This is a genomic window from Escherichia marmotae (genome assembly GCF_002900365.1).
Taxonomy (GTDB): Bacteria; Pseudomonadota; Gammaproteobacteria; order Enterobacterales; family Enterobacteriaceae; genus Escherichia; species Escherichia marmotae.
In genome coordinates this window covers 4,506,225-4,525,126 of the sequence record NZ_CP025979.1, presented here as the reverse complement: position 1 = coordinate 4,525,126, position 18,902 = coordinate 4,506,225, and the positions used below count along the sequence as shown (strand labels likewise).

Genomic DNA, 18,902 nt, shown 5'->3' with positions numbered 1-18,902 from the left:
GGCAGCAACACTGCCCGGTCTGTACATTATTTATCTGTTATATCCGCGTCTTCTGCGTCCAGCACCACTTCTTCAGGGCGCAGCACGCTAATCAGTTTGAAGATCAGGCTTAAGCCGATACCGACGATAGTCGCCAGCGCCATGCCTTTCAGCTCCGCCGCGCCGATGTTTACCTTCGCGCCACTGACGCCGATGATCAAAATAACAGAAGTCAGGATCAGGTTCTGAGCTTTGTTGTAATCTACTTTCGATTCAATCAGCACACGAATACCAGAAGCACCAATCACGCCGTAAAGCAGCAGTGAAACGCCGCCCATCACCGGCAGAGGGATCATCTGGATAGCGGCAGCCAGTTTACCAACGCAGGAAAGCAGGATGGCGAAAATCGCCGCGCCGCCGATTACCCATGTACTGTATACGCGGGTGATCGCCATAACACCGATGTTTTCCCCGTAGGTGGTGTTTGGTGTGGAACCAAAGAAACCGGAGATCACGGTCGACAGACCGTTAGCGAACATCGAACGATGCAGGCCCGGATCGCGCAGCAGATCTTTCTTCACAATGTTAGCCGTTACGACCAGATGCCCCACGTGTTCGGCAATCACCACCAGCGCCGCTGGCAGAATAGTCAGAATAGCAAACCACTCGAAGCGCGGTGTATAAAGGGTTGGCAGTGCAAACCAGTGAGCGTTAATAATCGGCGTGGTATCGACGATCCCCATCGCAAAGGAGAGCGCATAACCCACCAGCACGCCAATCAAAATCGGGATAATCGCCAGGAAACCACGGAACAGCACGGAACCTAAAACCGTGACTGCCAGGGTGGTAATAGAAATGATGACGGTTTTGGAATCTGGCGTTTGCCCTTCAGCCGGGAGTAAGCCAGCCATACCGGCAGCTACGCCTGCCAGCTCCAGACCGATGACGGCAACGATCGCGCCCATTGCTGCGGGCGGAAACAGGACGTCCAGCCAGCCGGTTCCCGCTTTCTTCACAATAAAAGAAACCAGGCAGAACAGCACGCCGCACATAATAAAGCCGCCCAACGCGACTTCATAACCCAACGGCAACAGTAACAATACTGGAGAAATAAAGGCAAAGCTGGAGCCGAGATAAGCCGGGATTTTACCTTTACAGATGAAGAGATACAGTAGCGTTCCGATACCGTTAAATAACAGTACGGTCGCCGGGTTAATATGAAATAAGACGGGCACCAGGACGGTTGCACCAAACATGGCGAACAAATGTTGCAAACTAAGCGGGATTGTCTGTAAAAGTGGCGGTCTTTCACTCACCCCGATAGCACGGCGCGTCATAGTATATTCCTCTGTATTATGTGTTATAGGCGCTTTACTCAAAAAAAAGCCGACTCTTAAAGTCGGCTTTAATTATTTTTATTCTTTATTTTGTACCAAAGATTTTGTCACCGGCATCACCGAGACCCGGAATAATGTATCCGTGCTCATTCAGCCCCTGGTCAATCGATGCGGTATAAAGCTCAACGTCCGGGTGCGCTTTTTCCAGCGCAGCGATGCCTTCTGGAGCTGCCACCAGCACCAACACTTTAATGCTGCTGCAACCTGCTTTTTTCAGTAGGTCAATGGTGGCGATAACTGAACCACCGGTTGCCAGCATTGGGTCAACGATCAGCGCCATACGCTCATCGATGTTAGACACCAGTTTCTGGAAGTACGGCACCGGCTCCAGTGTTTCTTCATTACGGTACATACCGACTACGCTGATACGCGCACTCGGAACGTTTTCCAGAACGCCGTCCATCATCCCCAGACCGGCACGCAGAATCGGCACTACGGTAATTTTTTTACCTTTAATCTGGTCGATTTCCACCGGGCCGTTCCAGCCTTCGATGGTTACTTTTTCAGTTTCGAGGTCAGCGGTCGCTTCGTAAGTCAGCAGGCTACCCACTTCGGAAGCGAGTTCGCGAAAGCGCTTGGTGCTGATATCTTGCTCACGCATCAGTCCCAGCTTGTGTTTGACGAGTGGGTGTTTGACTTCCACGATCTTCATACTCTTTCTCCTTTGAGGGGCAGCCACAAAAAAAAATCGACGGATTATACCGCCTTTCTTCAAGGCGGCAATATTATTTTCGTTGATTTTAGTCAAACCCATAGAAAATTTAGATAAATACATTTAACATTCAAATAGTTAAAAAAGATAATTATCCTGGCAATAAATCATTCGTTGCCTCTGCTCGCGCATTTTTTCACCTCTCGCTCAGCAAAAAGGGGGGAAAAAAGGTTGTGTAAAGCAGTCTCGCAAACGTTTGCTTTCCCTGTTAGAATTGCGCCGAATTTTATTTTTCTACCGCAAGTAACGCGTGGGGACCCAAGCAGTGACCGATAAAACCTCTCTTAGCTACAAAGATGCCGGTGTTGATATTGACGCGGGTAATGCTCTGGTTGGAAGAATCAAAGGCGTAGTGAAGAAAACGCGTCGCCCGGAAGTGATGGGCGGTCTGGGCGGCTTCGGTGCGTTGTGTGCGCTGCCGCAAAAATATCGCGAACCCGTGTTGGTTTCCGGCACTGACGGCGTAGGCACCAAGCTGCGTCTGGCGATGGACTTAAAACGTCACGACACTATCGGTATCGATCTGGTCGCCATGTGCGTTAACGACCTGGTGGTGCAAGGCGCTGAACCGCTGTTTTTCCTCGACTATTACGCAACCGGAAAACTGGATGTTGATACTGCCTCATCGGTGATCAGCGGCATCGCGGAAGGGTGTCTGCAATCGGGCTGCTCGCTAGTGGGTGGCGAAACGGCAGAGATGCCGGGGATGTATCACGGCGAAGATTATGACGTAGCTGGTTTCTGTGTTGGGGTGGTAGAAAAATCAGAAATCATCGACGGTTCGAAAGTCAGCGACGGCGATGTGCTGATTGCTCTCGGCTCCAGCGGCCCGCACTCGAACGGCTATTCGCTGGTACGCAAAATTCTTGAAGTCAGTGGTTGCGATCCGCAAACCACTGAACTCGACGGCAAACCATTAGCCGATCATCTGCTGGCCCCAACCCGTATTTATGTGAAATCGGTACTGGAGTTGATCGAAAAAGTGGATGTGCACGCCATTGCGCATCTGACCGGTGGCGGCTTCTGGGAAAATATTCCGCGCGTATTGCCGGAAAATACCCAGGCAGTGATTGATGAATCCTCCTGGCAATGGCCGGAAGTATTCAACTGGCTGCAAACGGCAGGCAATGTCAGCCGCCATGAAATGTATCGCACCTTCAACTGCGGCGTCGGGATGATTATCGCCCTGCCGGCTCCGGAAGTGGACAAAGCTCTCGCCCTGCTCAATGACAACGGTGAAAACGCGTGGAAAATCGGTATCATCAAAGCCTCTGATTCCGAACAACGCGTGGTTATCGAATAATGAATATTGTGGTGCTTATTTCCGGCAACGGAAGTAATTTGCAGGCAATTATTGACGCCTGCAAAACCAACAAAATTAAAGGCACCCTACGGGCAGTTTTCAGCAATAAGGCCGACGCGTTCGGCCTTGAACGCGCCCGCAAAGCCGGTATTGCAACACATACGCTCATCGCCAGCGCGTTTGACAGTCGTGAAGCCTATGACCGGGAGTTGATTCACGAAATCGACATGTACTCACCCGACGTGGTCGTGCTGGCCGGTTTTATGCGCATTCTCAGCCCGACGTTTGTTTCTCACTACACCGGGCGTTTGTTGAACATTCACCCTTCCCTGCTACCAAAATATCCCGGTTTGCATACCCATCGCCAGGCGCTGGAAAATGGTGATGAGGAACACGGCACATCGGTGCATTTCGTCACCGATGAACTGGACGGCGGACCGGTTGTTTTACAGGCAAAAGTCCCGGTATTTGCAGGTGATACGGAAGATGAAATCATCGCCCGCGTGCAAACCCAGGAACACGCTATTTACCCACTGGTAATTAGCTGGTTTGCCGATGGGCGTCTGAAGATGCACGAAAACGCCGCGTGGCTGGATGGTCAACGCCTGCCGCCGCAGGGTTACGCCGCCGACGAGTAATGCCCCCGTAGTTAAAGCGTCAGCTCTACCGTTGGCGCTTTTCAATTCCCTTGTAAATCGCAAGCTCCAGCAGTTTTTTTCCCCCTTTTCTGGCATAGTTGGACATCTGCCAATATTGCTCGCCATAATATCCAGGCAGTGTCCCGTGAATAAAACGGAGTAAAAGTGGTAATGGGTCAGGAAAAGCTATACATCGAAAAAGAGCTCAGTTGGTTATCGTTCAATGAACGCGTGCTTCAGGAAGCGGCGGACAAATCTAACCCGCTGATTGAAAGGATGCGTTTCCTTGGGATCTATTCCAATAACCTTGATGAGTTCTATAAAGTCCGCTTCGCTGAACTGAAGCGACGCATCATTATTAGCGAAGAACAAGGTTCTAACTCTCATTCCCGCCATTTACTGGGCAAAATTCAGTCCCGCGTGCTGAAAGCCGATCAGGAATTCGACGGTCTCTACAACGAACTGCTGCTGGAGATGGCGCGTAACCAGATCTTCCTGATTAATGAACGCCAGCTCTCCGTCAATCAACAAAACTGGCTGCGTCATTACTTTAAGCAGTATCTGCGTCAGCACATTACGCCGATTTTAATCAATGCTGACACTGATTTAGTGCAGTTCCTGAAAGATGATTACACCTATCTGGCGGTGGAAATTATCCGTGGCGATACCATCCGTTACGCGCTGCTGGAGATCCCATCAGATAAAGTGCCGCGCTTTGTGAATTTACCGCCGGAAGCACCGCGTCGACGCAAGCCAATGATTCTGTTGGATAACATTCTGCGTTACTGCCTTGATGATATTTTCAAAGGCTTCTTTGATTACGACGCGCTGAATGCCTATTCGATGAAGATGACCCGCGATGCCGAATACGATTTAGTGCACGAGATGGAAGCCAGCCTGATGGAGTTGATGTCTTCCAGCCTGAAGCAGCGCTTAACCGCAGAACCGGTACGTTTTGTTTATCAACGCGATATGCCCAGTGCGCTGGTTGAAGTGTTGCGTGAGAAACTGACCATCTCCCGCTACGACTCCATCGTACCCGGCGGCCGTTATCACAATTTTAAAGACTTTATTAATTTCCCCAATGTCGGCAAAGCCAATCTGGTGAACAAACCACTGCCGCGTTTACGTCATATATGGTTTGATAAAGCCCAGTTCCGCAACGGTTTTGACGCCATTCGCGAACACGATGTGCTGCTCTATTATCCTTATCACACTTTTGAGCACGTGCTGGAACTGCTACGCCAGGCCTCGTTCGACCCAAGCGTACTGGCGATTAAAATTAACATTTACCGCGTGGCGAAAGATTCGCGCATCATCGACTCGATGATCCACGCCGCGCACAACGGTAAGAAAGTCACCGTGGTGGTTGAGTTACAGGCACGTTTCGACGAAGAAGCTAACATTCATTGGGCGAAGCGGCTTACCGAAGCGGGAGTACATGTGATCTTCTCTGCCCCGGGGCTGAAGATTCACGCCAAATTATTCCTGATTTCGCGTAAAGAAAACGGCGAAGTTGTGCGTTATGCGCATATCGGAACCGGGAACTTTAACGAAAAAACGGCGCGCCTTTATACCGACTACTCGCTGCTGACTGCCGATGCGCGTATCACCAACGAAGTACGGCGAGTGTTCAATTTTATTGAAAATCCATACCGTCCCGTGACATTCGATTATTTAATGGTGTCACCGCAAAACTCCCGTCGCCTGCTGTATGAAATGGTAGACCGCGAGATCGCCAACGCTCAACAAGGGCTACCCAGCGGTATTACCCTGAAATTGAATAACCTGGTCGATAAAGGTCTGGTTGATCGTCTGTATGCGGCCTCCAGCTCCGGCGTGCCGGTGAATCTGCTGGTGCGCGGGATGTGTTCACTGCTCCCTAATCTGGAAGGCATTAGCGATAACATCCGTGCTATCAGCATTGTCGATCGTTACCTGGAACATGACCGGGTTTATATTTTTGAAAATGGCGGCGATAAAAAGGTTTACCTGTCCTCCGCCGACTGGATGACACGCAATATTGATTATCGTATTGAAGTGGCAACGCCACTGCTCGACCCACGGCTGAAGCAGCGGGTACTGGACATCATCGAAATTCTGTTCAGCGATACAGTCAAAGCGCGTTATATCGATAAAGAACTCAGTAATCGCTACGTTCCCCGCGGTAACCGCCGCAAAGTACGGGCGCAGTTGGCGATTTACGACTACATCAAATCACTCGAACAATCTGAATAACCCTATGCCAATACACGACAAATCCCCTCGTCCACAGGAGTTTGCTGCGGTCGACCTTGGTTCAAACAGTTTCCACATGGTCATTGCCCGTGTGGTGGATGGCGCAATGCAGATTATTGGTCGCCTGAAACAGCGTGTGCATCTGGCGGACGGTCTGGGGCCAGATAATATGTTGAGTGAAGAAGCAATGACGCGCGGCTTAAACTGCCTGTCGCTGTTTGCCGAACGCCTGCAAGGATTTTCTCCTTCCAGCGTCTGTATTGTTGGGACCCATACGCTACGTCAGGCGCTGAATGCCACTGACTTTCTGAAGCGAGCAGAAAAGGTTATCCCCTACCCGATTGAAATTATCTCCGGTAATGAAGAAGCACGTCTGATTTTTATGGGCGTGGAGCATACCCAACCGGAAAAAGGCCGCAAGCTGGTTATTGATATTGGCGGCGGCTCAACGGAACTGGTGATTGGCGAAAATTTTGAACCCATTCTCGTGGAAAGCCGCCGAATGGGTTGCGTCAGCTTTGCCCAGCTTTATTTCCAGGGTGGCGTCATCAATAAAGAGAATTTTCAGCGCGCACGCATGGCAGCGGCGCAAAAACTGGAAACCTTAACCTGGCAATTCCGGATTCAGGGCTGGAACGTGGCAATGGGCGCTTCCGGCACCATTAAAGCCGCCCATGAAGTGTTGATGGAAATGGGCGAGAAAGACGGGATTATTACCCCGGAACGTCTCGAAAAACTGGTGAAAGAAGTTTTACGCCATCGTAATTTTGCATCGCTTAGTTTACCGGGCCTTTCCGAAGAACGGAAAACCGTATTTGTCCCTGGACTGGCAATTTTATGCGGTGTGTTTGATGCCTTAGCTATCCGTGAACTGCGGCTTTCTGACGGTGCGCTACGCGAAGGCGTACTTTATGAAATGGAAGGCCGTTTTCGCCATCAGGATGTACGTAGTCGTACCGCCAGCAGCCTCGCCAACCAGTATCACATTGACAGTGAACAGGCACGGCGGGTGCTGGAAACCACCATGCAGATGTACGAACAGTGGCGGGAACAACAACCGAAGCTGGCGCATCCGCAACTGGAAGCCTTGCTACGCTGGGCCGCCATGCTGCATGAGGTCGGGTTAAATATCAACCATAGCGGATTGCATCGCCATTCGGCCTATATCCTGCAAAACAGCGACTTACCGGGTTTTAATCAGGAACAACAATTGATGATGGCGACGCTGGTACGCTATCACCGTAAAGCGATTAAGCTCGACGATCTGCCGCGCTTTACGCTGTTTAAGAAGAAGCAGTTTCTGCCCTTAATCCAGCTATTGCGCCTTGGCGTATTGCTAAACAACCAACGTCAGGCAACCACTACCCCACCGACATTAACGCTGATTACCGATGACAGCCACTGGACTCTGCGTTTTCCGCATGACTGGTTTAGCCAGAACGCGCTGGTTCTGCTTGATCTGGAAAAAGAGCAAGAATACTGGGAAGGCGTGGCTGGCTGGCGGTTAAAAATTGAAGAAGAAAGCACGCCTGAAATCGCGGCTTAAGATGAAATGAAAACGGGCCAACATGTTATGTCGGCCCCAATAAATTACGCGCTTTCCCGGACAGGTTCTCTTTCATCCAGCATATCCACTAACAGTTGCGGTTCACCAATCAAAAAGCCTTGCAGGTAATCAATACCCAAAGAATGAACCGCCTGGCGAATCTCTTCATTTTCAACATATTCCGCAACCACTTGCATTTTCTTCATTCGCGCCAGATGACAAATTGACGCCACTATCTGGTAATCCAGACTATTCGAGACAATATTGCGTATGAAGCTGCCATCAATTTTTAATAAATTAGCATTCACATTTTTTAGCCGCGCATAACTGGCATAGCCGGTGCCAAAATCATCAATTGCAATTTGGCATCCTAACTCCTGAAGATGCTGCAACGTATTCTGTGCCTGTTTAACATTGGTCAGGATATTACTTTCTGTTACCTCAAAAATAAGCTGCCACGCTTCTATTTGATATTTAGCTAAAAAATGACTGACGTTCAAAGGAAAATGCGCCTGACAAACGGAAGTTGGCGACAGGTTAATAGCAAATCGGCGGGCAGGCATTTTTTCTCTATTTTCCGCCATAAATTGCAGTGTATGTTCGATGACCCACATGTCGATGCTGGACGATAAGCCAAATTCATGCGCAACCGGTAAGAAATTGTCAGGATTGATGAGTTCATCGTTCTCTCCTTTCATGCGCAGCAGAATTTCATGATAGACATCACCACGCACCCCAGTAATCGGCTGGGCCATCAGGCAAAACTGGTTATGCTCAAGCGCCTGCTGTAGCCGATTCATCATCGCCACTTTGTCTTTTAATTCCCGTTGTAAATACATTGCCCCACGACGTTGCATATTTTCCGGGGTATTGGTCACGATGGAAAGTTCGGCAACCGTATTTAACTCCCCGAGCAGCAGGTATATATGATTAACCGGTGAGCGGACATAGCAATAACTAACGCCAATCTGAGGTTGTAACGGCATTCCATCCCAAAAGAAACGAAACTGCTTCAGATGGTTATCCAGCGCGGTAATGCGCTCCTGGTGTGATTCTGTATTCAGTCGTAACGCAAGGTCGTTGCCGGAAAGCTGATAAACAGATTCGCCCGGCTCCAGCAATGATGTCAGCCAGTGTGAAATTTTTTGTTTATATTGAATGCGTAGCATGATGCCATAGTTCTTTACCAGCATTTCCATGCCTGGGATGCGTAAATAACATAGCACGGACCAGGGTGCATCGCGCAGCGCGCGGTTCAGGGCGCGAATATTTGGCAGATGAACAACCGGGTCCACATAGGCAAGCCGTTGAATGCGTCTGACCACCGCTCGCTGACGGGTTGCCAGTACAGCCATATAATTGACAATAAAAGAAAAAACTAAATAACTGGAGGAAGTTATGGTCAGTTGCGTGGTATATCCTGGATAAAGGGGAATATAATTCTGATAGCTGTGAATACTGATCATCAGCACTACCGCCCAGAGCAGCGATATAAACTTATAGCCGTAGCGCATTGCTCCCCACATCATCAGCGGCAACAATAACGATAACGTATAGTTGGTGCTAAAAATTGTGCTTTTTTCATTTAACGGCATACATAACAGCAACAGCAACGAACCTAAAGCCAGTAACCAGATCGCAAATTCTTTTTTGGTCACTTTTCTGTCAACCTGCTGTTTTAACTGCGAATAATAGCTACGTAAATAAAGTGGATTTCGCACCACCCGAATGATGAAATAGCACAGCGGGACACCGATAAGATTACCGACCAGCAGGGCCTGATAATTGATTAAGGTTCCAAGGTTAAAAGGCATGACGCCTACCAGATTTTCTTTGCTCGCCAGTAATCCTACAAACGCCGCAAACTGGAAAAGCACCAGGAACAACGTTGCAGGAAAAAAAATCTGCCAAAAAATTCGCTGGGAAATTAAGCGGGTATCGCCATGTGAAACGTTGTTACGCCGGGGAGTAAAGACCCTGTAACCGCCCCAACAAATAATAATAATGATAATAAAATTAGCCGTTAACGAAAGCGTTTCGTAAAGGCCAAGCTCCGCATACTTACGAACAAAAATGCCTAATGCTATACCCGGTAATGCTGCCCAGCCAAAAAACATCATCATGCTGTGATCCTACCCACGTAATGTGGACACGGCCCTAAGCGAGATTATGGTTTTCAAATTGTTCCGGGCTGAGACCGCCACAGGCACTGTGACGACGCCAGCGATTGTAATCACACTCGATATAATTAAACACCGTTGCCCGCATTATTTCCCGGCTGCTAAAGCGTTCCCCGTGGATACATTCCACCTTCAGCGAATGAAAGAAGCTTTCCACACAGGCATTGTCATAACAGTTGCCTTTCGCACTCATACTGCCACGCAGGTTGTGTCGCTTCAGCAGCGCCTGATAATCCCCTGAACAGTATTGACCACCACGGTCCGTATGAACAATGACGCTTTCCGGGCGTCTTCTCCGCCACAACGCCATTTGCAGTGCATCACAGGCCAGTTGTGCTGTCATTCGCGGTGACATCGACCAGCCAATAACGGCGCGTGACCACAGGTCGATGACTACTGCGAGATACAACCAGCCCTCATCGGTACGCAAGTACGTGATGTCACCCGCCCACTTCTGGTTCGGGCCGCTGGCGCTGAAGTCCTGCTCCAGCAGATTCTCCAATACGGGCAGGCCATGTGCACGGTAGCTGACCGGGCTGAACTTCCGGCCGGCTTTCGCCCGCAGCCCCTGACGACGCAGGCTGGCGGCAATGGTTTTAATATTGAACTCCGGCAGTTCGTCAGCAAGGCGGGGAGCACCGTATCGCTGCTTTGCCTCAAAGAATGCCTTATGAACAGCGGTATCGCAGGTGAGCCGAAACTGTTGGCGCAGGCTCATCTGGTGACGACGCCTGAGCCAGACATACCAGCCGCTGCGGGCAACCCGAAGTACACGACACATCGCTTTGATGCTGAACTCTGCCCGATGATTTTCGATGAAGACATACTTCATTTCAGGCGCTTCGCGAAGTATGTCGCGGCCTTTTGGAGGATGGCCAGTTCCTCAGCCTGCTCCGCCAGTTGTCGTTTAAGGCGGACATTTTCAGCGGCCAGTTCGCTTTCGCGCTCTGACGAACTCATTTGTTGCTGCTGTTTACTGCGCCAGGCATAAAGCTGAGATTCATACAGGCTGAGTTCACGGGCTGCGGCGGCCACACCGATGCGTTCAGCGAGTTTCAGGGCTTCGTTACGAAATTCAGGCGTATGTTGTTTACGGGGCTTCTTGCTGATTGATACTGGTTTTGTCATGAGTCACCTCTGGTTGAGAGTTTACTCACTTAGTCCTGTGTCCACTATTGGTGGGTAAGATCAAAATTAAAGAAGGCAGGATCAGCGGAAGCCCCCACCATTTATCACGTATTTTTATATAAGTTGCATTCAGTTTCATAGATGCTCAGCAGAATCCCCCACATCCTGAAGGGGTGTATTCAGACAGGCATCCCACCTGACTTCGAAAGATGATTACTCATCGCTATAGAGGACATTGATTCTAAGTGTCATATGAAAGTTCCAATTGATATATATCAAACAAAATAACCCTGATTAATGAATTATTACGTTTATTATGTTAATTCATCATTATTACATCAGCACTGTAAATAATTAAATTAATTTCCATAACATTAAAATATGTATCCACTGACGCTTTTTTACATAACGAAGAATTGACCATTTTTTCCTGATGTGCCTTAATGTAAGCACCGTCTCCTGAGTGGGACATACTTCAAGGAACCTTTTGTGAGTCAGGCAACCAGTATGCGAAAACGACACCGATTTAACAGTCGTATGACCCGTATCGTACTACTCATTAGCTTTATCTTCTTCTTTGGCCGCTTTATCTACTCGTCCGTCAGTGCCTGGCAGCATCATCAGAGCAAAAAAGAAGCTCAACAATCCACACTCTCTATCGAATCATCGGTACAACGTTAGCGGTTACCTTCGTCATCCTTCCTGAACAAGACGGCTCAATGTTGTCAGATGCTGTTGCTCTTTGTTGTTATCAAAGCGGCAAGCATTCTTTCACCTTAAATCTCGCCTCTTTGCCCTGACTGACGATCATCTTGCCTAAGGACGGAATAAACATTAAATTAATATATATATTTCAATTATATTTTTTATTAATTTATTATCCTGGTGAATTTTAATAAATTAAATCTATTCCTTTATCCGCAATACATTTACTTTCTTCTTTTGATGATCTTAAATGTCTTATTTTTCGTAATGTGTACAACAAGGAATAGTGATGAAATTTAAAAAATGTTTTCTGCCTGTGGCAATTTTAGCGTCATTCACCCTGGCAGGATGCCAGTCAAATGCTGACGACCATGCCGCCGATGTCTATCAAACCGATCAACTGAATACAAAGCAAGAAACTAAAACCGTTAATATTATCTCCATTCTTCCCGCAAAAGTTGCCGTAGATAACTCACAAAATAAACGGAATGCGCAAGCCTTTGGCGCACTTATTGGCGCTGTCGCAGGCGGCGTTATCGGCCATAACGTTGGATCTGGTAGTAACTCCGGAACAACGGCTGGTGCAGTTGGTGGCGGAGCTGTAGGCGCGGCAGCGGGTACTATGGTGAATGATAAAACCTTAGTGGAAGGTGTCTCTTTAACTTATAAGGAAGGCACCAAAGTGTACACCTCCACCCAGGTGGGTAAAGAATGCCAGTTCACAACGGGTTTAGCCGTTGTTATTACCACCACTTATAACGAAACGCGTATTCAGCCAAATACAAAATGTCCTGAAAAGAGCTAACTATCAGGAGGACTCATGAAGAAAGTTTTTCTTTGCGCCGCCATATTAGCTGCTGTTAGTAGCCCGGCTTTCGCCTCTTCATTACAGGATCAACTCTCTGCGGTCGCAGAAGCTGAACAGCAAGGCAAAAATGAAGAACAAAGGCAGCATGACGAATGGGTTGCGGAGCGCAACAGGGAAATCCAGCAAGAGAAGCAACGGCGCGCAAACGCTCAGGCCGCAGCGAATAAAAGAGCGGCAGCAGCAGCAGCGGATAAAAAAGCTCTCCAGGATAAACGGGACGCCGAATTCACTGCGGATAAAAAGCGCGATCAAAGTTATGAAGATGAGCTACGCAACTTAGAGATTCAGAAGCAAAAACTGGCGCTGGCAAAAGAAGAAGCGCGCGTTAAGCGTGAGAACGAATTTATCGATCAGGAACTGAAACACAAAGCAGCGCAAACCGATGTTGTACAATCTGAAGCTGACGCTAACAGGAATATGACTGAAGGTGGTCGTGATTTGATGAAAAGCGTGGGTAAAGCAGAAGAGAATAAATCAGACAGTTGGTTTAATTAATCGTCTTTCCACTACCAGGCCTGTAATTCGTGAGGATTATGGGCTTTTTAATTGCATAAAAAACCCTCCAGTGGATGAACAGAGGGTTTTGTTACCAAAATATGCTGAAGCCTCGTACGAATAGAAAACCTCAGCATTTAGTGTTCGGGTTTATTCCCACTCAATAGTAGCTGGCGGCTTACCGCTGATGTCATACACCACGCGGGAAATACCATTCACTTCATTGATAATACGGTTGGAAACGCGCCCTAAGAAATCATACGGCAGGTGCGCCCAGTGTGCGGTCATAAAGTCGATGGTTTCGACAGCACGCAGAGAGACAACCCAGTCATATTTACGACCATCGCCCATTACGCCTACGGAGCGTACTGGCAGGAAGACAGTGAATGCCTGGCTGACTTTGTCGTACAGATCAGCTTTACGCAGTTCTTCAATGAAGATGGCATCCGCACGGCGCAGCAGGTCGCAGTACTCTTTCTTCACTTCACCCAGCACGCGAACGCCAAGGCCAGGCCCCGGGAACGGGTGGCGGTACAGCATGTCGTACGGCAGACCCAGCTCCAGACCAATCTTACGCACTTCGTCTTTGAACAGCTCTTTCAGCGGTTCAACCAGGCCCATCTTCATCTCTTTCGGCAGGCCGCCTACGTTGTGGTGAGATTTGATAACGTGCGCTTTACCCGTCGCAGAAGCGGCGGATTCAATAACGTCAGGGTAGATAGTCCCCTGCGCCAGCCACTTTACATCTTCCAGTTTCAGCGCTTCTTCATCGAATACTTCAACGAAGACGCGACCGATGATTTTACGTTTAGCTTCCGGATCGTTTTCACCCGCCAGCGCAGCCAGGAAACGCTCTTCTGCCGGAACGTGAATGATGTTCAGGCCGAAGCGATCACCAAACATATCCATTACCTGTTCAGCTTCATTCAGACGCAGCAGGCCGTTGTCGACGAATACACAGGTCAGGTTTTTACCGATAGCACGGTGCAGAAGCATCGCAGTAACAGAAGAGTCCACGCCACCAGAGAGGCCAAGGATCACTTTATCATCGCCCACCTGCTCGCGAATGCGGGCTACGGCGTCATCGATAATTTTTGCTGGTGTCCACAGTGCTTCACATTGGCAAATATCGCGCACAAAACGCTCCAGCATACGCATCCCCTGACGGGTGTGAGTCACTTCCGGGTGGAACTGTACGCCATAGAAACGTTTTTCTTCGTTAGCCATTATGGCAAACGGGCAACTTTCGGTGCTGGCTACGGTAACGAAACCCTCAGGAATTGCAGTTACCTTATCGCCGTGGCTCATCCACACGTCAAGCAGCGGTTTGCCGTCTGCACTTAACGCATCTTCGATGCCACGAATGAGCGCGCTATCAGTTTGTACTTCAACCTGTGCATAACCAAACTCACGCTCGTTAGAGGCTTCAACATGGCCACCTAACTGCATCGCCATGGTCTGCATACCATAGCAAACGCCGAATACCGGTACGCCTGCTTCAAAGACATACTGCGGCGCTCGCGGGCTGTTTTCTTCGGTGGTGCTTTCCGGGCCGCCGGAAAGAATAATGCCGCTTGGGTTGAAGTCACGAATTTGTGCTTCTGTCACATCCCATGCCCACAGTTCACAGTAAACGCCCAGCTCACGCACGCGGCGCGCAACCAGTTGGGTGTACTGTGAACCGAAGTCCAGAATGAGGATGCGATGCTTATGAATGTTTTCCGTCATTGACGCTTATTCCGAGGCAAGTGAAACAGATAATATAAATCGCCCGACATGAAGTCGGGCGAAGAGAATCAGGAGCCCATACGGTAGTTCGGGGACTCTTTGGTGATGGTCACGTCATGAACGTGGCTTTCCTGAATGCCAGCACCGCTGATACGTACAAACTCCGCTTTAGTACGCAGTTCGTCGATAGTACCACAGCCGGTCAGACCCATACAGGAGCGCAGACCGCCCATCTGCTGGTGGATGATCTCTTTCAGGCGACCTTTGTAAGCCACACGGCCTTCGATGCCTTCTGGCACCAGTTTGTCAGCGGCGTTGTCGCTCTGGAAGTAACGGTCAGAAGAACCTTTGGACATCGCGCCCAGAGAGCCCATACCACGGTAAGATTTATAAGAACGGCCCTGGTAGAGTTCGATTTCACCCGGAGATTCTTCCGTACCTGCCAGCATGGAGCCTACCATCACCGCGCTTGCGCCAGCAGCGATAGCTTTAGCGATATCGCCGGAGAAGCGAATACCACCGTCAGCGATAACTGGAATACCGGTGCCTTCCAGGGCTTCTACTGCGTCAGCAACGGCGGTGATCTGCGGAACACCTACGCCAGTGACGATACGGGTGGTACAAATAGAACCAGGGCCGATACCAACTTTAACCGCGCTACAACCGGCTTCCGCCAGCGCACGAGCGCCTGCAGCAGTGGCGACGTTACCGCCGATGATTTGCAGATCCGGGTATTTGGCTCGGGTTTCGCGAATACGTTGCAGAACACCTTCAGAGTGACCATGAGAGGAGTCGATCAGCAGAACGTCAACACCAGCGGCCACCAGCGCATCAACACGCTCTTCGTTACCTGCGCCAGCACCAACCGCCGCACCAACACGCAGACGGCCTTGCTCGTCTTTACAGGCGTTCGGTTTACGCTCCGCTTTCTGGAAATCTTTCACGGTGATCATGCCAATCAGGTGGAATTCATCATCAACCACCAGCGCTTTCTCAACGCGTTTTTCGTGCATTTTGGTCAGCACAACTTCACGGGCTTCGCCTTCACGCACGGTCACCAAACGCTCTTTCGGCGTCATGTAAACGCTAACCGGCTGATTCAGGTCGGTCACAAAACGCACGTCACGACCGGTGATGATACCAACCAGTTCGTTTTCTTCGGTTACTACCGGGTAGCCAGCAAAACCGTTACGCTCGGTCAGTTCTTTCACCTCGCGCAGAGTCGTGGTTGGCAGAACAGTCTGCGGGTCAGTCACCACGCCAGACTCGTGTTTTTTCACGCGGCGAACTTCTTCCGCCTGGCGTTCAATGGACATGTTTTTGTGGATAAAGCCAATACCGCCTTCCTGAGCCAGGGCAATAGCCAGGCGCGCTTCCGTTACGGTATCCATTGCTGCGGAAAGCATAGGGATGTTCAGACGAATAGTTTTCGTCAGTTGAGTGCTGAGGTCAGCGGTATTCGGCAGGACGGTAGAATGAGCAGGAACGAGGAGAACGTCGTCAAACGTCAGAGCTTCTTTAGCGATACGTAGCATGGGCAATATCTCGACCAGAGTGGTTAATAAATATTGCCGCGGCATTATACAGAGCGTAACCGATTGCATCTACCCCTTTTTGCAAAAAATGCTTGCTATCCCCTGCTGGCGGGTTACTATCGACTGAATAACTTGCTGATTTAGAATTTGATCTCGCTCACATGTTACCTTCTCAATCCCCTGCAATTTTTACCGTTAGTCGCCTGAATCAAACGGTTCGTCTGCTGCTTGAGCATGAGATGGGACAGGTATGGATCAGCGGTGAAATATCTAACTTCACGCAACCGGCTTCCGGTCACTGGTATTTTACGCTCAAAGACGATACCGCCCAGGTGCGCTGCGCAATGTTCCGTAACAGCAACCGCCGGGTAGCCTTTCGCCCACAGCACGGGCAACAGGTGCTGGTTCGCGCCAATATTACGCTGTATGAGCCGCGTGGTGACTATCAGATAATCGTTGAAAGTATGCAGCCCGCCGGTGAAGGCTTGTTGCAACAGAAGTATGAACAGCTAAAAGCGAAATTGCAGGCTGAAGGTTTGTTCGATCAACAGTTTAAGAAGCCACTCCCCTCCCCCGCGCACTGTGTAGGTGTCATCACCTCAAAAACCGGTGCCGCGTTGCACGATATTTTGCATGTGCTTAAACGCCGCGATCCGTCTCTACCCGTGATCATCTATCCTACCGCCGTACAGGGTGATGATGCGCCTGGGCAAATTGTTCGCGCCATTGAACTGGCGAATAAGCGCAACGAGTGCGACGTATTGATTGTCGGGCGCGGCGGCGGGTCGCTGGAAGATTTATGGAGTTTTAACGACGAACGCGTAGCGCGGGCGATTTTTGCCAGTCACATTCCGGTTGTCAGCGCCGTTGGACATGAAACTGATGTGACCATTGCCGATTTTGTTGCCGATTTACGAGCACCCACACCATCGGCTGCCGCCGAAGTGGTGAGCCGTAATCAGCAAGAATTACTCCGTCAGGTGCAATCTGCCCGTCAGCGACTGGAGATGGCGATGGATTATTATCTCGCCAATCGCACCCGGCGTTTTACACAGATTCATCATCGATTACAGCAGCAGCACCCACAGCTACGGCTGGCGCGTCAGCAAACCACTCTCGAACGTCTACAAAAGCGGATGAGCTTTGCACTGGAAAATCAGCTAAAACGTGTCGGACAGCAACAGCAGCGATTAACACAGCGACTAACCCAGCAAAATCCGCAGTCACGTATTCATCGCGCGCAAACGCGGATTCAGCAACTGGAATATCGTCTGGCGGAAGTGTTACACGCACAACTTAGCGTAACACGTGAACGTTTTGGTAATGCAGTAACACACCTGGAAGCCGTGAGCCCGCTGTCAACACTGGCGCGTGGATATAGCGTAACCAGCGCCGCCGATGGCACAGTGCTGAAACAGGTTAAGCAGGTCAAAGCGGGCGATACGTTGACCACGCGGTTAGGTGATGGCGTGGTGGTCAGCGAAGTCAGTTCAGTTATGAAAACCCGCAAACCACGTAAAAAAGCGGCTAATCCGTAGGCCGGATAAGATGCGCCAGTATCGCATCCGGCAATATCACCATGCCAACACCAGATATAATCCGGGCATCACTGAATGTACCCTGCCGTATTACTCATACTTCCACACTGTTTTGCTATATCACATTTGCCTGAATCAACTCAGTGTCCCAACGCCCAGGTTTCGTTGGCGACATTTGGTGCCACCACAACAACTGCACCAGAAGGTAATTCTGTTTTCAACAGAGGTCGATGTGTTTTTCAAACCCTTGTGTTGCAGAGTTGGTGATGTAATCGGCACTGCGTTCTTTAAATGAAGTTCCTTTATTATTTTGTGCTTCTTGTCGGGTCGCTTCGCTGCCGAACTCGAGCTATGGGGCGTTATTTTGTTTAATGTTTGTCTCCGGTGCGGTAATGGCTGCACCAGAGATCAGCATCATTACAATACAGCGCCCCCAATGCACCATCCCTGAATAATATATCAATACAAAAAATTAATAATGACAGGCAGTATATTCCACACATAAAGGAAAAATCACTCAAGCAAATATAAATACAATTTTAATTAAAATGGTCTAACCGATCTGTTTATCGACCAGACACTGATAAATCTAATTTTTATAGTGTGAATATAAATTTTAAATAAAACTTAATATTCAGGAAGGACAAACTCAACACGTTTGCGGGAAATAAGCCCGTGACCATTCTGACAGAAGTAATCTACCGCACCGCAGGCTTTGAGTACCTGCAAAAGCTGATGGCAATCAGGGCACAATGCCTGGAGAGAGAAATTTTTGTCACAGGTTTCACAATGAGCGATGTCACCATTACGCTCGAGAGGTTTCTGACAGATTGGGCAGTTGAGTTCCATATAAACTCCTTCGATAAGTTTCCCCCTACTTACGAGAGGGAAACTATAGATAAGTACTTACCT

Annotated in this window: 15 protein-coding genes and 2 pseudogenes; 8 read left to right on the top strand and 9 right to left on the bottom strand. The window is 49.4% G+C overall.

Features of this window, described 5'->3' with window-relative positions; genetic code table 11:
- Positions 1-26 precede the first annotated feature (26 nt).
- Both uraA and upp read right to left on the bottom strand, forming a co-directional pair.
- Positions 27-1,316: a uracil permease gene (uraA, locus tag C1192_RS23030; protein WP_016249065.1), complete on the bottom strand. Its 1,290-nt coding sequence runs from the start codon at positions 1,314-1,316 to the stop codon at positions 27-29.
- Between the two features lie 85 nt (positions 1,317-1,401).
- Positions 1,402-2,028 (bottom strand): uracil phosphoribosyltransferase, encoded by a 627-nt coding sequence (gene upp / locus C1192_RS23025; RefSeq protein WP_001295473.1) that lies wholly within the window; start codon positions 2,026-2,028, stop codon positions 1,402-1,404.
- A 325-nt stretch (positions 2,029-2,353) separates the two neighbouring features.
- Between upp and purM the strand changes: the two genes are divergently transcribed.
- The 4 genes from purM to ppx all read left to right on the top strand — a co-directional run bounded on the left by purM (position 2,354) and on the right by ppx (position 7,813).
- Entirely contained in the window at positions 2,354-3,391 is a 1,038-nt protein-coding gene (gene purM, locus C1192_RS23020; protein WP_001516867.1) for a phosphoribosylformylglycinamidine cyclo-ligase, read from the top strand.
- A complete protein-coding gene (gene purN / locus C1192_RS23015; protein WP_038355478.1) occupies positions 3,391-4,029 on the top strand; it encodes a phosphoribosylglycinamide formyltransferase in 639 nt (212 codons plus the stop codon). The genes purM and purN overlap by 1 nt, the downstream gene beginning before the upstream one ends.
- A 171-nt stretch (positions 4,030-4,200) precedes the next feature.
- The gene (gene ppk1, locus C1192_RS23010; RefSeq protein ID WP_038355479.1) at positions 4,201-6,267 is read left to right on the top strand and encodes a polyphosphate kinase 1; all 2,067 of its coding nucleotides are present in this window, start codon (positions 4,201-4,203) and stop codon (positions 6,265-6,267) included.
- 4 nt (positions 6,268-6,271) lie between these two features.
- Positions 6,272-7,813, top strand: a complete 1,542-nt coding sequence (gene ppx / locus C1192_RS23005) for an exopolyphosphatase (RefSeq protein WP_001121375.1) — start codon at positions 6,272-6,274, stop codon at positions 7,811-7,813.
- A gap of 44 nt (positions 7,814-7,857) precedes the next feature.
- On the opposite strand, the pseudogene C1192_RS23000 reads toward ppx, so the two are convergent.
- The 4 genes and pseudogenes from C1192_RS23000 to C1192_RS25360 all read right to left on the bottom strand — a co-directional run.
- Positions 7,858-9,939 (bottom strand): annotated as a pseudogene (locus C1192_RS23000) (bifunctional diguanylate cyclase/phosphodiesterase); the annotation flags it as partial.
- A 31-nt stretch (positions 9,940-9,970) separates the two neighbouring features.
- Positions 9,971-11,121, bottom strand: a protein-coding gene (locus C1192_RS22995; protein ID WP_103194781.1) for an IS3-like element ISEc16 family transposase whose coding sequence is annotated in 2 segments (ribosomal slippage) — positions 9,971-10,860 and positions 10,860-11,121 — 1,152 coding nt in all. Because the reading frame shifts where the segments join, the coding sequence is not laid out codon by codon here.
- A gap of 61 nt (positions 11,122-11,182) precedes the next feature.
- Positions 11,183-11,260, bottom strand: a pseudogene (locus tag C1192_RS26130) (hypothetical protein); the annotation flags it as partial.
- A 180-nt stretch (positions 11,261-11,440) separates the two neighbouring features.
- Positions 11,441-11,593, bottom strand: a complete 153-nt coding sequence (locus C1192_RS25360) for a hypothetical protein (RefSeq protein WP_052462987.1) — start codon at positions 11,591-11,593, stop codon at positions 11,441-11,443.
- Positions 11,594-11,610: 17 nt separating this feature from the next.
- Between C1192_RS25360 and C1192_RS22985 the strand changes: the two genes are divergently transcribed.
- The 3 genes from C1192_RS22985 to C1192_RS22975 all read left to right on the top strand — a co-directional run bounded on the left by C1192_RS22985 (position 11,611) and on the right by C1192_RS22975 (position 13,189).
- Positions 11,611-11,802, top strand: coding sequence for a YfgG family protein (locus C1192_RS22985; RefSeq protein ID WP_000076002.1), 192 nt, complete (start codon positions 11,611-11,613; stop codon positions 11,800-11,802).
- A 310-nt stretch (positions 11,803-12,112) separates the two neighbouring features.
- Positions 12,113-12,631, top strand: a complete 519-nt coding sequence (locus tag C1192_RS22980) for an outer membrane lipoprotein (RefSeq protein ID WP_010378956.1) — start codon at positions 12,113-12,115, stop codon at positions 12,629-12,631.
- A 15-nt stretch (positions 12,632-12,646) separates the two neighbouring features.
- Positions 12,647-13,189 carry a DUF5384 family protein gene (locus C1192_RS22975; RefSeq protein ID WP_038354398.1) on the top strand — a complete coding sequence of 181 codons (543 nt, stop codon included), beginning with the start codon at positions 12,647-12,649 and terminating at the stop codon, positions 13,187-13,189.
- A gap of 150 nt (positions 13,190-13,339) precedes the next feature.
- On the opposite strand, the gene guaA is transcribed toward C1192_RS22975, so the two are convergent.
- Both guaA and guaB read right to left on the bottom strand, forming a co-directional pair.
- A complete protein-coding gene (gene guaA / locus C1192_RS22970) occupies positions 13,340-14,917 on the bottom strand; it encodes a glutamine-hydrolyzing GMP synthase (protein WP_000138266.1) in 1,578 nt (525 codons plus the stop codon).
- A 68-nt stretch (positions 14,918-14,985) separates the two neighbouring features.
- Positions 14,986-16,452 (bottom strand): IMP dehydrogenase, encoded by a 1,467-nt coding sequence (guaB, locus tag C1192_RS22965; RefSeq protein ID WP_001516870.1) that lies wholly within the window; start codon positions 16,450-16,452, stop codon positions 14,986-14,988.
- Between the two features lie 161 nt (positions 16,453-16,613).
- On the opposite strand from guaB, the gene xseA reads away from it, so the two are divergent.
- Positions 16,614-17,990: an exodeoxyribonuclease VII large subunit gene (gene xseA / locus C1192_RS22960; protein ID WP_016249069.1), complete on the top strand. Its 1,377-nt coding sequence runs from the start codon at positions 16,614-16,616 to the stop codon at positions 17,988-17,990.
- Positions 17,991-18,617: 627 nt separating this feature from the next.
- On the opposite strand, the gene C1192_RS22955 is transcribed toward xseA, so the two are convergent.
- Positions 18,618-18,839 (bottom strand): zinc ribbon domain-containing protein, encoded by a 222-nt coding sequence (locus C1192_RS22955; RefSeq protein WP_052462986.1) that lies wholly within the window; start codon positions 18,837-18,839, stop codon positions 18,618-18,620.
- Between the last annotated feature and the right edge of the window lie 63 nt (positions 18,840-18,902).

Coding starts and splice junctions, on each gene's coding strand:
- uraA (WP_016249065.1), bottom strand. CDS start 1,316: ATGACGCGCCGTGCTATCGGGGTGAGTGAAAGACCGCCACTTTTACAG.
- xseA (WP_016249069.1), top strand. CDS start 16,614: ATGTTACCTTCTCAATCCCCTGCAATTTTTACCGTTAGTCGCCTGAAT.
- upp (WP_001295473.1), bottom strand. CDS start 2,028: ATGAAGATCGTGGAAGTCAAACACCCACTCGTCAAACACAAGCTGGGA.
- C1192_RS25360 (WP_052462987.1), bottom strand. CDS start 11,593: ATGTCCCACTCAGGAGACGGTGCTTACATTAAGGCACATCAGGAAAAA.
- C1192_RS22975 (WP_038354398.1), top strand. CDS start 12,647: ATGAAGAAAGTTTTTCTTTGCGCCGCCATATTAGCTGCTGTTAGTAGC.
- ppk1 (WP_038355479.1), top strand. CDS start 4,201: ATGGGTCAGGAAAAGCTATACATCGAAAAAGAGCTCAGTTGGTTATCG.
- guaB (WP_001516870.1), bottom strand. CDS start 16,452: ATGCTACGTATCGCTAAAGAAGCTCTGACGTTTGACGACGTTCTCCTC.
- guaA (WP_000138266.1), bottom strand. CDS start 14,917: ATGACGGAAAACATTCATAAGCATCGCATCCTCATTCTGGACTTCGGT.
- C1192_RS22955 (WP_052462986.1), bottom strand. CDS start 18,839: ATGGAACTCAACTGCCCAATCTGTCAGAAACCTCTCGAGCGTAATGGT.
- ppx (WP_001121375.1), top strand. CDS start 6,272: ATGCCAATACACGACAAATCCCCTCGTCCACAGGAGTTTGCTGCGGTC.
- purN (WP_038355478.1), top strand. CDS start 3,391: ATGAATATTGTGGTGCTTATTTCCGGCAACGGAAGTAATTTGCAGGCA.